Consider the following 14,756-nt stretch of genomic DNA (forward strand, 5'->3'; position numbering starts at 1 on the left):
TTTTGAAACGGAGAATATCGCGTTTATGACGAGGGCTTTAATCGCCTCACGCGATTCCACCGTTTACACGGATATTTTGCCCAGTGATCCACCTGGCTTCATCGCTAGCAAGAAATGCTACGACATCGGCGATTTCTTGCACATCTCCCAGTTTGCCAAACGCAGCCATTTGCGCTAAACGGTCTATCTGTTCTTGTGTTTTGCCTTCTCGGAATAGTTCTGTATCGGTAGGGCCAGGAGAAATAACATTGAATTTAGCGATCGCAGTCATTAGCCATTGATCATTACCCTGCTCCCTAAGTTTCTGGAACGATCGCAACGCCATCTCTAAGATTGAGCAAACCTGAAATAATAACTTTATCTTCTGGCTGTAAACCTTCGATAACTTGGTAATTATTACCTTTAATTTCGCCTAGCTTCACGCGCCTTTGTCGAGCGACTTGTTGGGATACACCTTGAGGAGATGTTTCTGTTTCAACTACATAAACAAAAGTGTCTCCACCTACACGAGTCATTGCTGTTGTCGGGATTAAAACTCCAGGGCGCTGATTCCAGAAGACTCTAGCCCTTACCAATTGATCTGCACGCAACTGTCCGTTAGGATTGTCAAAAAGTGCTTTGATTAATATGGTTTGCGTTTCATTACTGGCATTAGGTGCAATGAAAAATACTCTGCTTCTACCCAGTTTTTGACCTTGTGTGTTCATAACCTCCACTGGCATTCCCTTACGCAATTGCGGCCCTTGCTGTAGTGGCACAGAGATGTTTACTTCTAAAGGTCGATTTTGAGTGATATTAACTAATTGTGTGGAAGTATTAACTAAATCACCGACTTTCACCCCAATGTTGCTAACTGTGCCACTAAAGGGAGCAGTAATTTTGTCAGATTGGGGCTGTTGTGTTTGAGTATTTACATTAGCCTGCTGCAAGGATTTTTCAGCCTGCAAGATGGTGGTTCGTTGTGTTTGAATTCTGGAATCTATTGCATTAAGACTAGTCTTAGCAGTGGCGAGCCTATCAGCAATCTGATTGCTCGTCTGTCGAGACACGGCTCCTTGTTCAGCTAGAGTGACAAACTTTTCGTAGTTCTGCTGGTACAATTGCACATTTGCAACGTAAGATACTCGTTCTGCTTCCAGAGATTTGAGTGTAGCGCGGGCATTTGCCAGTTGCATTAAAAATGCTTGAGGTACAGCATTGGTTCCACTGACCCCTGCTTGTGGTGTAGGATCTACTTGAAGAATTGCCCCTCCTTGTGCAACTGGATCTCCAGATTTGACAAGTATCTGGGTAACTTGGCCTTGAATCCTTGGCTGGAGCGTGACTGAGCGCTGGGATTTTAGGCTAGCAATAAAATCTGAACTTTCCTCAATTATGCCGCTTTGGACTGTCGATATTTTAACCCTTACCCCTTGAGGTTGAGCGTTAACAGTTGAAGGTGCTGAATTTTGTGGAGTGAGCAAACGCCAAACTAGAGTTGCTCCGCCCCCTAACAATAGAACTGCTGGTAAAACTAACCAAAGCCACCGCCGTTTTCCAGAAGGTGGCTCAAATGAGGTTTGTGGAGTTTCTTCTCCAAAATCAGTTTGAGGCTCAGGGGATGTCATGGCTTTTGAGGAACTGAAGGAATAAATTGACTAGAATTCAATCAATATTTCATCTGTTGATCTTGAAATTACTGATTTAGCATGACGTTTTGTGGCAAATTCTGTGTTACCTCATTCAAATATACAGTTTTGATGATTCTGTCTAAATCTACCGAAAGGTGAATCCGCTTCTTAAAACCTATGGAAATAAATATGCCGTTGTAGAACAGTGGGATGAATTGAGGCTAGTAGGGGAAGTGGGAGGAGTGGCATACTGCAAACTTATATCAATTCCTTTCTATCTGAATCCTTACTTAAATATCAATTAAAGAACATTTCATTTTACTCAAACTTTACACAAATCAATTGATGCACGAGTAGTATAAGTATGTACTCAATTTTCTGCACTCCAGGTTTCATGACTAAATTACTGATGCGGTTATTACTTATGTTAGAGTGCAGAAACAGTAAATAATAATTCCAACTCAAGTAGAAGATTTCTTCTAAATAAGACAAACATGGCTTGATATTTTCCCAAGCTGTCTATCCTGCTTGCCTAAGCTTTGCTCTTGCTTATTAGTAAGGCAGTAAGTAAGCATGAAAAATTTGCAATGTTAGCATCCTAAAATAAAAATTGAGAAATTGTATGAAAAAATACACAAAATTTGCAACACGTTTTTTGGCACTAGCTACTCCAGCGATCGCTAGTTCGATATTTGCAACCTTACCGAGCCAAGCTGCTACCTTTGCCTATTCTGAGTCAAGATTCAACATCAACAACTTTAGTAGCAGCCCTTCAGATGTTGAGGTTCTGACTGATACTTTGACTGAAGCAATTAGCACAGGTGGTCAAGTAACTGCTGATGCTAACGCTGAGGCTAACTTTAATATCGATGCAAACAACTCTGCCTCCAATTTGTCCTTCAGCCAAGCTCAAGGTCGGGGTGATGGCTATGCAGGGTCGGCGAAAAGCTTGGCTGGGATTATCGGTTATGATTTTACAGTAGACAAAGACAAAGAGTTTTCTTTTGATTTCAGTGGCTTCTTTAAGCTTGAAACATCCATTTTTGAAACATCCATTAATGATCAATTCACTGAAAGTGCAAATGCTTATGGATTGTTTTCATATGAGTTATACGACAGCGCTAGTAATGAGCTTTTGGACTCTTTCAATATTTATGGAAATTTATCAACTCTAGGTGACAATGATACTTTTGCATTTGAAGCGAGTAAGAACATAACTTTTGATTTAAGTCAGACTACTACTGATAATTTTTTTGGCGGAACACAGGAATATGCTTCGGCTAACTTTAAGGGTAAATATTCCCGTACTTTCGATAAGTTAACTCATTTAACCTTAGTAGAATCTAAAAAGAATCAGGTGAGCGTCTATACTGTCCCAGAACCCTCAACAGTTCTAGGTTCGCTGTTGAGTTGCACTATGCTTGGCGCTACCTTGATACGCAAGCGTAAAAGAGCTTCTTCAGCTGCGTTGTTTGTTAATAAGGATTTAAGGGCTGTTTAGTACATTTGCAGTAGGGGAAGTTCAGCTTAAGTTTTAGCGATCGTTGAAAATAATTTTTTTGTTTTCACGCACCATATATATATCCTGCTTAGACCCCTTGAGAATCTCTTCGCTTTCAGGCGAGGGGATTCTTAAAACGAGCTAACTTAATTGATTGCGAAATTTGCGGCGTTGCATAAATTCTTCTTAACGCTTCTAACTGGGCGTTCCTAATACCGGGGTTGAAACCGGTTGATTGCACTTGGGTAGCCCTTAACTGCTCAGAAGCCGCATTTACTGCTGCTTCTCGTGCCTGTAAAGTTGCGATCGCAGTGTCGAAGGTAGTTTGTGTTTGGTCAAATTGCTGTTGGGTAACTGCTCCATCATTCAAAAATTTAGCATAGCGATCGCAATTTATTTTAGCTAGCTTGACTTCTGCTGCTTTGCTGGTTCTACTGGAGCAGGAAGACTTTCTGTGTATTTAGAGACAGTCTGAGCCATCACAGCTAACTACTTTTCAAACAAGCTCTAAGGCAAACACATCTAAATCAAATTTTAAAGCCTTGACTGAAATGAATATACACTTGCATCGCACTATTAGCGACATTACAAGCACGACGTTAAAAAATGAAGGGCTAGAGTCAAACTTTAACTCCAGCCCTAAATATGCAGCTTTAGGTAATGCCTAAAGCATTAAGTTGTCTAAAAAATCAAAAAGGATGAAGTATCACCTTGGCTTATTGTTCCAAACTATACGGTGAAATTTTCTAGTACACCACTAAGGTTACTGGCACTGTTTGTAATCACACGCGTTGATCCACCATTAGAAAAACCTACGCCGAGTGATTATACAAGTTTTAGGAAGCTACAACTGTTGTAAAGGTACTAGCAAAAGCATCACCATCAGAAACAGCGCCAGCAATAGCGGCACCAAAACCGCCATTAGTGCTGCCACTAACACTAGCTACACCATTCTTGAAGCTTGCTTTGAATTCGTTACTCGTAGCAACACCAAAACTAACTCTGAAAGCAGTTGCAAGTTTTCCCCCTTGTATTTGACCAAGATCGGAAACTTCATTTTCACAAAAACTGAGATCGGAAATTCTTAATCGTTCCATAAATAAAGCTCTCCTTGGCAAACAGATGTATTGCTGAAAGTTTTTTAGGACTTTCAGCAAATTTCCTATCTAAAATGCACTACAGTGCATTATTAGAAATAAGAACTAAGGCATATTTAGTCTGCACCAGACTCAGAGACAGACCTAGCACTAGCTGACTTGAAGAAGCGGCCGGAGAAAGTAGAGGTAAAAGTATCAGTGAATACGCCAGCGAAGTTTCTACCACGAGAATTTGCACCAGCTCCAGCGATTGCAACTACTGTTCCACCAAGGACGGTTTCATTTTCAAGAACGGTTTCCACAAGAGAAAGATCGTTGATAATCATGTGTTTACTTTCCTAAGAAAAGGTTAAATTTTTTGTTTTTGTGTCAGCCACTACAACTTGTTTTTTAGTGGCATACAAACCATATCACTATTAGAAATTAATAAATAGTGACTTTACAAAAACTTTATTTTTGTAAACAAAAAAATCAAAAAACCTTATATTAACAAGCTATTTGAGGTATTAAATAAACTATAGATTTCATCAAAAACTAAGTTAAGTATTGACAAATTACACTAAAAATGTGACTTTACAAAAAGTTTTTGTTGCTCATAATAATCAAATAACCTTATATTAGCAAGTCATTTTTTTATATTTAATATTTTTTTGTTTACAACAATCAAAAAACCTCATATTAACAAGCTATTTTTTGTATTCAATAAACTATTGGTTTCATCAGAAACTAAGTTAAGTATTGAGAAATTAGACTAAAAATGTAATTTTGCAAAAAGTTTTTTTGTTCACAATAATAAAGAACCTCATATTAGCAAGCTATTTTATATATTCAATAAAATATAGATTTTATCAGTAATTATGTGTTGACAAATTAGACCAGAAGTGTAGAAGTTGCAGCAGAAAAAAATACGTGATGCTTACGCCGGGTTACGCCTACGGTAGTCCACAGGCAGGATGGTTTCATAGGAAAAAAGAAAAATATATAAGTCTTGATTTGCCGTTTTGTGGCATGGCTTTTTACCCCGTTTCCATTCCTCTCCCACTTACGGTGGTGTACACATAAGTAGTCCAAGTAAAGTAATAACATAGGGGGTTCTGGGGAGTGAAAGGCGCTGGAAAATCCAATCAGAATAAACCCTCAAGTAGTTGGGGAAAAAGTATTTGGAGACCCGCATACTGGATCTTGAGGAAAATATCAATCAGTCAGCATTCGACAAATAAGTAAAATTCACCGTGCAGTAGTGAAAATTCAACTTCCAGATAAATTGAATGGGCAAGACTATACCCCTAGTATGATGCTTTTATGCTGTTGAAGTAGTGGAAATCAATCCACATGTGGAAAAGTCCACAAAAAACCTAACCCCCTTCCCGATGCGGGAAGGGGGAAATTCAAAGTCTCTCTCCTTTTAAGAGAGAGAAATAGAAGTGAGATTTTCCAGATGCCGCTGAATTGTCAGACGGGTACATCTCATGTAAGCGAGAAACGCTATAATACTTTATTCGCCCATCCCTTCTCCCCATTCTTTAATTACAGAAAATAGTGATGAGTAATCATCATCAGCAAAAGACATTTTCACGGCTGTTTGCAAGATTTGCCGCACACCTTTAATACTGCTGAGATCCAAACTTCGAGATTTCGCTTCCGAGATAAACAATTCTGTATCTTTAAGTAAGTGTTTTGTAGGGAAATTTGGATCAGCATAATTGCCATCTAACATCCGTTGTAGCTTTTTGTCAAAAGTAGGTGCGTAGAGTGGACTGTCGCGCAATATTTGCATAAATACATCCACATCGACACCTTGACGCTGAACAAAAGCCAGACTCAAAGCAAAGCTAGTTGTTAGAGAAGCTATTAGTTGATTGAGTGCCAATTTAAGCGCCGCCGCAGATCCCACTGGGCCGATAAGTAAAGGTTCTGTCCCAAAATTTTGGAGTAACTTTAAGTGGCGTTGATATTGTTCTGGTTCGGCCCCTACCATAACATTCAACTCGCCAGCTTTTGCTTCCGGGATACTCCCTAATACAGGTGCTTCTAAATACTCACCACCACCTGCAACAACTGCATCTCTAATTTCTTGGCTTTCTGTGGGAGTAATTGTGCCCATTTGGATGATTGTGCGCCCTTCCAAAGTTTGCCAAGCAGTATCTGAAAGTAAGACATTATAAATGGCCGGGGCATTAGTCAGCATAAGAATTATGCACTCAGCAGCACGAATAGCGTGGCGGGGATGTGTAGCAATTTCAGCCCCAGCTGCTTGTAGTGGTGCTAATTTTTCTGGGGTACGATTATAGGCAACTAGCTGTATATCTGCGGCTAATAACCTTTGAGCCATTGGTAGTCCCATCAGTCCGGTTCCCAGAAATGCCACCTTCATTTTTCACGTTCCTTTGGTACAGCGTAAGCGTAGCCTTTTGTAGACAGCGCGTTTCCATCGTTCGATTTTAATATCAGTTATCAGTGAACAGTTATCTCTAAATACTGATAACTGTTTACTGACTAGTACAGGTTGGCGGAAATAAACCTACCATTTCATTACAGCCAGAAAGCCCAAAATTAAATCATGCATGACTTTTGACCCTTTAACTGGCGGTACTAGTGACTAAAGTCTCTGGTGATTAGCCACCAGCCGCAAAAGTCGCCATAATTATCACTGAAAGTAAAATCCCTGGAGTAAGTAAGGTTACTAGCATTAACAGGTCATGAGTGGACATAATTATTACTTTGGTATTGTGTTTAACTTTACAGTAATCACTGTTATGCTAGTCTAAATAAGACTGATAGTGCATTCTTAAATAGAGTTTTAACTTTTCAAATTTACCTTTACTCTGGCAGAGTCAATCCTTTTAGTGGTTGAGAAGTTTCTGTCTTGTCCAGACCTTTGCTCTGAATTAAAACTCCAAAGCCGCCGAGTCCTGTGGGATCTATAAGTTGGTGTAGTGCGTCCCGGCGCTGTAATAACTGCGAGAGGGGTTGCTTTTGATAAGAAAGGGCTGCAATACGATCGCCTAATCCCAACGCCATCAAAAATAATCCCTGCTGGATAAAACCAACATTCTTTAAATTGTACCGTTCGCCCCAGCGTTCCAAAGCTGTAAAGTCAACATGGGCAGTGATATCTTGTCGCCCGACATTAATATAAGGGTTGTCATGGAAACGATGATGATAATAGCACTGTAGCGTTCCTTGCGATCGCCTGGGATTATAGTAACGACTGGCGGGGTGTCCATAATCAATTGTTAACACATAGCCGCGCTGCAAGCGGTCGGCTACTATACTCAACCAGTCACCAGCAGCTAAATTAATTTCACTACGGTAGCCATCTGGATAAGCACTTTGGGTAAAGTTCATTTCCACTAAGTCTAAATATTCAGCCAGTTGGGGCGTTGAAGGTTCTCCTGTGACTTCTACAAATGATGGGCATGGGGCATGGGGCATGGGGCATGGGGCATTGGTTTCTTTTTGATTCTTATCTGTGGTTACATAAATTTCTCGGAGTTCGCCCGTTTCTAGGATGAATTGATGCACGGGGAAGGCATCTACTAACTCGTTAGAGAAAAAGCAGCCTGCGATCGCATTTGGTGGTATCTCCTCTAAATTACACCAACGCACCGCGAAATCTTGCAAGCGTTGCTGCTGTTCTTGTCTTAAAGCTGGGGACTTTTCAACAATGATGTACTCTAGCGCCGCAAAAAAATCTGGGTAGTGTTGTTGATGATATTTAAGGATATGCAATGCAAGCAATCCTTGACCTGCTCCCATTTCTACCAAAGAAAAGGGTACAGGTTTTCCTAAAATCTCCCACATTTGGAAAAATTGTTCTGCTAGTAACTCGCCAAAGTCAGGACAGAGGTTAGGAGAGGTAAAAAAATCACTATCTTTAAAGCCTATTTTGACTGCATCGCTCGAATAGTAGCCGTACTCAGGGTGGTATAATGCCAAATCCATGAATTGGGCAAAAGTAATTCGTTGTTGAGGAGAGGTGGTAATGTAATTTGCGATCGCTGCACACAGCAAAGCATTGGAATCCATAAAATTTCAGATTTTAGATTGGGGACTACAAAAAACGAATGCTTACCAACGACGGTTCGTCTCCAATCGCTAACGCAAAGGTAAGAACCGGACTTGTCCTTCCCATTCTCCTTCTAAGCTACATTCATCTAGCAACAAAATTTCCTCGATCGCTAAACCAACTGAAACACGACGACTGATCTCAAATAAACCAGGCATTGCCAAGCCTGCTTGTAATCGTTCATAAGCAAAAGTTGTCATCGTTGCGACATCATGAGTTAGCACCACACGCCTGTTTTGCGCTGCCCATTCTAATACAGTTGGATCGTCTGCTTCAGTCAATCCAACATCCTGAACACGGACAATATCAACATTACTGTTACGACGCAGAACACCACGGATAATCTGATTATTAAAGTTCTCATCAGCCAAGAAACGTAGCATCGTAATTTACCCTTGTGGGTTGCGTCTTGCTAAAAGGCGAATCGCGCACTCCAATAGGATTAAAACACTTTTCAGCTTCCTGTTGAACCTCCGCAGCAAGCCTTTGACGCTCTCGAAGGTAGGCATCAACCTCAGCTTGGTGTTCTAAGTAATAACCAATCACAAAATAAATATCCCAAAGATGAAGCGATGGGTACTGTTCTCTGATCTCTTCTGCTGTAGCTCCTTCAAGGAAAGCTGTAACAACTGTATCTAAAGTGATGCGGGTTTTGCTAACTCTAACAACGCCATTTGCATCAGTTACAAGGGGAATCGAGGTAACAGTAGGAATAAGTAGCATTTTAATATCTGGGCAGTGCTGTTTTCCTATGGTCAGTATAAGCCAAATCTAGAAGCAGCCATCTAGCTCAAGACATCTGCTAAAAGGCAATTTGTTACTTAGGCACTTACTAACGACACCAGCACACCATTAGGATCGCGGACACGAGCAATCATTTGTCCCCCAGGTTGAGATTTAGGCGCATCTAATGTTTTTGCACCAGCGCCGATCGCTCTCATGTATGCGCTGCCAACATCAGGAGTAATAAATGATATTTGGATTAATACCGGTGGTTGTGTTGCATCGTTAGGATGGCAGCCACCAGGAAATAATTTCTGTGCTTCGCTACTAGAAGAGAAAGCTAGTGTAGTACTGCCGGTTTCGATTTCCGCCCAGAGAGATTGCCCCTTATCCACGAGAGTACGGCGAACTAGACCAAAGGCTTTTTCGTAAAACTCAACTGTTTTAACTACATCGTCTACCCAAATAACCGTGTAAGCAAATTTCATAATTCTTTCTCCTTATCTAGAAAAAATTGAGGGTTTGAAACCCACGGAGGTGGGTAAAACCTTGTGTATACGCATTTATATATTAATTTATTACACCTTATTTAAATACATTCTTGTATCTATAGCAGCAATTCGATTCTAACGAAACATAATCGTAGTTGCGGTAAACTAACAATGCTGCTTCTTTTATTATTGACATAGATCGCCAATAGGTGGATGCCAACCTGCTGTTAACCAAAGTTGACGGGAATTTAGACAGTCAGCACAATTCGCAATTCGCAATTCGCAATTCGCAATTAATGCCCACGGATAAATCCGGGGGCTTGAACCCTGCATTGTTTAAAACTTATCTATCCATAAATGAATTTAGGGGCTTGTACCATCAAGGAAGAATTGGTCATATCATGAATCGCTTCTACAGCGTCTACTTTTGCGTAAGTTCTATTTTTGAATTTGCAAACATTGGGGTAAAGGTACGGTAAGCTGACAATGCTGCTTCTTTAACTGTTGCATTCACAATCGGAAATGTTGTGAGGATGTAGCTAAATTCATCTTCAGTTAAACCGTAAAGGTGTGCTATCATTCCATCGAGTTCGGCGCGTAGTTTAGCGCGTTCTGTTTCGTCGGTAACGCCTTGTTGATGGGAACCTAAACCGACTTCTTGCGCGAGTTCGTCAAATTCTGGTGTGGTGCAGATGAGTTTGGCGGCGCGTTGTACAATATCGTTAAAGTTGCGATCGTTTTTTGTTAAACGTGGGACGGGTAATTGGTAGATGTAGAACATATTACAATGAGATGTAACTTTTTGACGAATTGCAAAGTCACAGATAAAACTATTAAGTAAAGAACAAATAAATAGTAATTCATCATGCTTTAAACATAAGTCTGATAAAACTACCGTATTACCAGCAAAAACATTAGGTGGAAGAATTGTCGCAATCATTGTCCGTTGATTGGTACTTGACGCTATATCTCTATAGCCCAGACGGTAGTTTTGATAGTCAAACTTTTGACCATTATCTACTTCATTTCGTTTTAATAATGCTTTTCTACCTTCGCATTCATCTATCCAATACTTTGGTTGAGCAAAGGTATGAGTGAATTGATGAATCATTTTTCCTTCATACAAGGGGAATCGATCTTTAAGTTTTGATTTGAATAATTCTTTATCATCAGTCATGTGAAATTCACGTCTTAAAGAAAGATTCCACTTATCCTTAATTTGCTCACCCAGTAATGGAAACTTGGTCATTTTTTCAGATATATGGAAGTCTATTTCATTTTTAAACTCCACTACAGAAAGTGAATCAGGTGATAAACGACGTATAAGATCAAGACTTATTGATATACTGTCGTTACTTGGAAATCTTTGTAATTCCTGAACATCATGGCGCATAAAGGCAGCAGGAAAATTTTCAGTTTTACCACCTTTTTCAAAAGTAAGAACAACAAATTTAAAACTACGGTGAACACCATCAAAAACGCTTTTTCGATTTTCAAAGCAAAATAGCCCAGTGACTTTACTTTGACTAAACAACATTTCACGTAATTGTTTAGCTCCTAAGTCACTATAAAAACTACTAGGAATAACAATACCGCATTCAGCACCAGGACGTAATAAGTTAAAACATTGCTCTAGAAAGAGTTTGTATAAATTAATATCTGTTGTTTTCGACTTTTTACCATTAACAACAGAAATTTGGTTTTGATATTGCTTAGATGAACGATAATATAGATTTACGTGAGGAAACTTACTTTTATATCCCAACCATGAATTTGCAATTTCTTTATCTTGCAATAGGTTGTCCTTGGCTTCTTCAAAAGTATGTATATCCATTTTCTTCTTCGTCACCAAATCATTATATTGAACGAAGAACTCTTTAGCATCTGGTTTAAAAGTTTCCCACGGTGGATTAGTAATAATCGCATCAAAACCGCCGCGTTCTAAAACCTTATCAAAATGATAACCCCAGTGAAACGGCTTTAAAGCTGCAATATCCTCAACCTTCAAAACCCGCTTCTGTGACTTTCCAGTTAACTGAACTTCCTCATACTTGATACCCAAACGTTTACTAAACTCATCCAACAGCAAAAGATTTAACTTTTCTTGCGATGTTTTGTTGAGTTTGTCAATGTCAGTGCGTAACATCTGCAACCGAGATTTTTGTTCAGTTCCCTCTATTTCACCAGGAAGTTGTTCTTTTCCAGGAATAAAAGCGTGTTCTTTATACGATTTAACAGATTTATTCTTGTCTTCTAAAATTTTCTTATAATTATCTGCGGCTAAAGACTGTAATAGATTTCCTTGTAGTGAATTTCCTACCGCATCAAAAGCAGTATCATCTACTTTAATTAAACCAATCAGCGAATTACCCGCCATAATATTAAAATCAATATTAGGCAAAGGCTCTAACTCTTCCACATCATTAGCAGAAGAAACCAACGCTAAGAAAAGACGCAGTTTAGCAATTTCCGTTGCTTCCTCCATAATATCTATACCATAGAGGTTATCTGAAACAATCCGCTTTTTGATAAAATAAGGTATTGATGGATGGGAATTTTCTATATCTTCAAGCTTATTTTTGAGAGTGTCATCACCCATCAACTTAATTGTTCCAAACACCGCACTATAAACTTGGATTAGCGTTTTCATTGCCGCCACAAGAAAAGCACCAGAACCACAAGCTGGGTCAAGAATTGATAAATTAGGAAGAATATCATCCATTAATAGACGACAAACATTTGCATCCAGTTTAATCAGAAGTTCATTGATATCCTCAAATGACTTATACTGATCGGATAGCGCATCATTTACGCGGTCTACAATTAACTTGTGGATAGTTCTATCACAGAGATATTCTGTAATTTGCGGTCTAGTATAATAGGCTCCAAAAGCCTTTTGATTAATATATTTTTCAAAAATATATCCTAAAACATCAGGATTTATCTCGTCGTCTTTCCCTTCCGGCGTATCATCCAGATTCCAAGAATAACGCCCAAATAAATCTAGAACTTGCTCAAACGCCTCATCAACTATAGAAATTTGATATTTATCTTCAATATGATGCTTGAGAAATAATCCCCCATTCAGATATTTAACCTTTCCTACCAATTCTTGTACAGATAAATCGCGTTCAAACTCAGGTTTAGCAAAGCTTTCAAAAAACAAAGCCTTTAGAAATTCATCATAAAAATGATTTTCAGCTTTTTGTTTGCTTTGTTCTAGCTTATTTTGCAAATAATTTAAATCTTTATTATCAATAAAACCCTTACGCTGTAAAAAATAAACAAACATCAGACGGTTGAGAATTACCGATGTATACCAACGTCTATCTGTCTCATTATCAATTCCTTTAACAAACAGCAAAAACTTCTGGTGTTGTTCCTGAAATTCCTTGTAAAACTTCTTAGTTACTGGCTCAACATCAAAACCGCGTTGTAATTTATAAGCAATTTCGACAACAGTCGGTTCACCGTGTTCTAATTCAGTAATATCAATAACTAAAGAACCAAGTTTGCTTAAAAATAAATCTCCTGGTTGACCCTTCACATATAAATGGTCACGAGGAGAAGTTTTACTTCCTTCTCGTTTCACCCAATACCAAAGACTACGTGTGCGTTCTTCGGTAATAAAAATTAAGAGATTTTCAGCTAGAAGTTTAGTAACTTCTTGGTGAATAGCAACTCTAACTTTAGCTTCTGGTATGTTCCCGTCTGCTGCGGTGACTTCAAAAATTGCAACACCCGAAAGTTCAGCAATCTTTTGGTATTGATACGTCTTGTTATCAATTTTTAAACTTACAGGTTTTTGTCTGGAAGGTTTAGACCAACCTAATTCTTCTATAAATAAATCACTAAATTGAAAGTTGGAGAGTAAATCGCGTGTTCGTTGAAAATTAAGAGACATAATTTACCATGCTTTAAAAAGAAAAAAAGAGCATGGTAACTTTGCCAGTCAGAAAATAAATCTGTGGCTATAAAAATTAAGTCTGCGCTGGCGGACTTTAATAAACTCTTTTTATACGAGTTAAATTTTTACCATGCTTTTTATACTTTATAAATCCTTTATATCAAAGTAGGTTCAGGGATATTACCTGAGTTATATAAATGCCGACTTCGTTTTATATAAGCGTGATTTTTAATTGTCAAGTATATTTGCTGATTACTTTATCAAAATGGCTAATTGCTTTATAAAAAGGTCTGTTTACTTTCTCAAAATACTGAAATGCTTAATAAAAACAAGCTTTGATTTACTCAAAAGCAGCTTTTACTTATTCATTTTGGTGTTTTCCGCAAACAAAAGCAGCTTTTACTTATTCAAACTCCAGTTTGCTTACTCATTTTGGTGTTTTCCGCAAGCAAAAGAAACTTTTACTTACTCAAACTCCAGTTTGCTTACTCATTTTGGTGTTTTCCGCAAGCAAAAGAAACTTTTACTTACTCAAACTCCAGTTTGCTTACTCATTTTGGTATTTTCCGCAAGCAAAAGCAGCTTTTACTTATTCAAACCTCAGTTTGCTTTCTAGTTTAGGTGTTTTCCACAAATTGTAGGTTGGGTTGAGGAACGAAACCCAACATTATCAAAGCTTTGTTGGGTTTCGCAAAGCCTCAACCCAACCTACTAGCTAATTTAGGTGTTTTCTACAAGTTCCCAAAGACGCGATAAATCGCATCTATTGCTTTAACCGAACAGTAAAGATATTCGTAACCTTTATCGATTTATTGATTGGGTTGTGATTTTACTAAAGGGAGCATCCCAAATGTGTAAAAACATATTTTGTCATTGCGAGCGTAATGAAATGAAGCGTTCGCGGAGCGTCTCTAAGAGTTGCAATCGCAGCCGCTAGACTTTGCGATTGCTTCATTCCGCTTCGCTCCATTCGCAATGACTAGTTCTAATTGGTAAATTTGCAAAATTGGGATGCTCCTTACCAAAAGCCTTGGAAGCAGAATTTTGGTAAGAGTTTAAGCAATTAGAGCAGGAGCGGACTATGAGCTACATTACCACAGGCGAGCGCATCGGTTACGAGCGGGGAAAACAAGAACAAGGACAAAGCCTCGTGTTACGGCAACTACAAAAACGGGTGGGAGAGTTACCACAAGAGGTTCGGGGGCGCATTCAAAACTCTTTCTTTAGAGCAATTAGATAGCACTTAGCGAGGCTTTATTGGGTTTTACAGCCATTGAGGATTTACTTAATTGGTTGGAAGCAAATTAAACAGTTTAATTTTTAAAATCCAGTATGGTGCGTTAGCCAAATGGCTAATG

Annotated in this window: 13 protein-coding genes and 1 pseudogene; 2 read left to right on the forward strand and 12 right to left on the reverse strand. The window is 38.8% G+C overall.

Annotation, left to right across the window (positions count from 1 at the left end):
- Positions 1-46: 46 nt before the first annotated feature.
- Both ANSO36C_RS07055 and ANSO36C_RS07060 read right to left on the reverse strand, forming a co-directional pair.
- Complete coding sequence (locus ANSO36C_RS07055; RefSeq protein WP_251958955.1) at positions 47-319, reverse strand: SDR family oxidoreductase; 273 nt, start codon at positions 317-319, stop codon at positions 47-49.
- Positions 297-1,607: an efflux RND transporter periplasmic adaptor subunit gene (locus ANSO36C_RS07060; RefSeq protein WP_251958956.1), complete on the reverse strand. Its 1,311-nt coding sequence runs from the start codon at positions 1,605-1,607 to the stop codon at positions 297-299. The genes ANSO36C_RS07055 and ANSO36C_RS07060 overlap by 23 nt, the downstream gene beginning before the upstream one ends.
- A gap of 625 nt (positions 1,608-2,232) precedes the next feature.
- Between ANSO36C_RS07060 and ANSO36C_RS07065 the strand changes: the two genes are divergently transcribed.
- Positions 2,233-3,111 (forward strand): PEP-CTERM sorting domain-containing protein, encoded by an 879-nt coding sequence (locus tag ANSO36C_RS07065; RefSeq protein ID WP_251958957.1) that lies wholly within the window; start codon positions 2,233-2,235, stop codon positions 3,109-3,111.
- Between the two features lie 115 nt (positions 3,112-3,226).
- On the opposite strand, the gene ANSO36C_RS07070 is transcribed toward ANSO36C_RS07065, so the two are convergent.
- The 10 genes from ANSO36C_RS07070 to ANSO36C_RS07115 all read right to left on the reverse strand — a co-directional run bounded on the left by ANSO36C_RS07070 (position 3,227) and on the right by ANSO36C_RS07115 (position 13,395).
- Entirely contained in the window at positions 3,227-3,481 is a 255-nt protein-coding gene (locus ANSO36C_RS07070; protein ID WP_251958958.1) for a hypothetical protein, read from the reverse strand.
- A 466-nt stretch (positions 3,482-3,947) separates the two neighbouring features.
- Positions 3,948-4,208 carry a hypothetical protein gene (locus ANSO36C_RS07075; protein WP_251958959.1) on the reverse strand — a complete coding sequence of 87 codons (261 nt, stop codon included), beginning with the start codon at positions 4,206-4,208 and terminating at the stop codon, positions 3,948-3,950.
- A gap of 116 nt (positions 4,209-4,324) precedes the next feature.
- Positions 4,325-4,534 (reverse strand): hypothetical protein, encoded by a 210-nt coding sequence (locus ANSO36C_RS07080; protein ID WP_251958960.1) that lies wholly within the window; start codon positions 4,532-4,534, stop codon positions 4,325-4,327.
- A 1,169-nt stretch (positions 4,535-5,703) separates the two neighbouring features.
- Positions 5,704-6,582, reverse strand: a complete 879-nt coding sequence (locus tag ANSO36C_RS07085; protein WP_251958961.1) for an NAD(P)-dependent oxidoreductase — start codon at positions 6,580-6,582, stop codon at positions 5,704-5,706.
- A 446-nt stretch (positions 6,583-7,028) separates the two neighbouring features.
- Entirely contained in the window at positions 7,029-8,237 is a 1,209-nt protein-coding gene (locus ANSO36C_RS07090; RefSeq protein ID WP_251958962.1) for a class I SAM-dependent methyltransferase, read from the reverse strand.
- 69 nt (positions 8,238-8,306) lie between these two features.
- Positions 8,307-8,660, reverse strand: coding sequence for a DUF5615 family PIN-like protein (locus ANSO36C_RS07095; RefSeq protein ID WP_251958963.1), 354 nt, complete (start codon positions 8,658-8,660; stop codon positions 8,307-8,309).
- Positions 8,641-9,000 (reverse strand): DUF433 domain-containing protein, encoded by a 360-nt coding sequence (locus tag ANSO36C_RS07100; protein ID WP_251958964.1) that lies wholly within the window; start codon positions 8,998-9,000, stop codon positions 8,641-8,643. Before ANSO36C_RS07100 ends, ANSO36C_RS07095 begins: the two co-directional genes overlap by 20 nt.
- A 98-nt stretch (positions 9,001-9,098) precedes the next feature.
- Positions 9,099-9,488 carry a VOC family protein gene (locus tag ANSO36C_RS07105; RefSeq protein WP_251958965.1) on the reverse strand — a complete coding sequence of 130 codons (390 nt, stop codon included), beginning with the start codon at positions 9,486-9,488 and terminating at the stop codon, positions 9,099-9,101.
- A gap of 189 nt (positions 9,489-9,677) precedes the next feature.
- Positions 9,678-9,824, reverse strand: a complete 147-nt coding sequence (locus ANSO36C_RS07110) for a hypothetical protein (protein WP_251958966.1) — start codon at positions 9,822-9,824, stop codon at positions 9,678-9,680.
- An 88-nt stretch (positions 9,825-9,912) separates the two neighbouring features.
- Positions 9,913-13,395, reverse strand: coding sequence for an Eco57I restriction-modification methylase domain-containing protein (locus ANSO36C_RS07115; protein WP_251958967.1), 3,483 nt, complete (start codon positions 13,393-13,395; stop codon positions 9,913-9,915).
- Between the two features lie 1,021 nt (positions 13,396-14,416).
- Between ANSO36C_RS07115 and ANSO36C_RS07120 the strand changes: the two are divergent.
- Positions 14,417-14,706, forward strand: a pseudogene (locus tag ANSO36C_RS07120) (DUF4351 domain-containing protein); the annotation flags it as partial.
- Between the last annotated feature and the right edge of the window lie 50 nt (positions 14,707-14,756).

The organism is Nostoc cf. commune SO-36 (genome assembly GCF_023734775.1).
Taxonomy (GTDB): domain Bacteria; phylum Cyanobacteriota; class Cyanobacteriia; order Cyanobacteriales; family Nostocaceae; genus Nostoc; species Nostoc commune_A.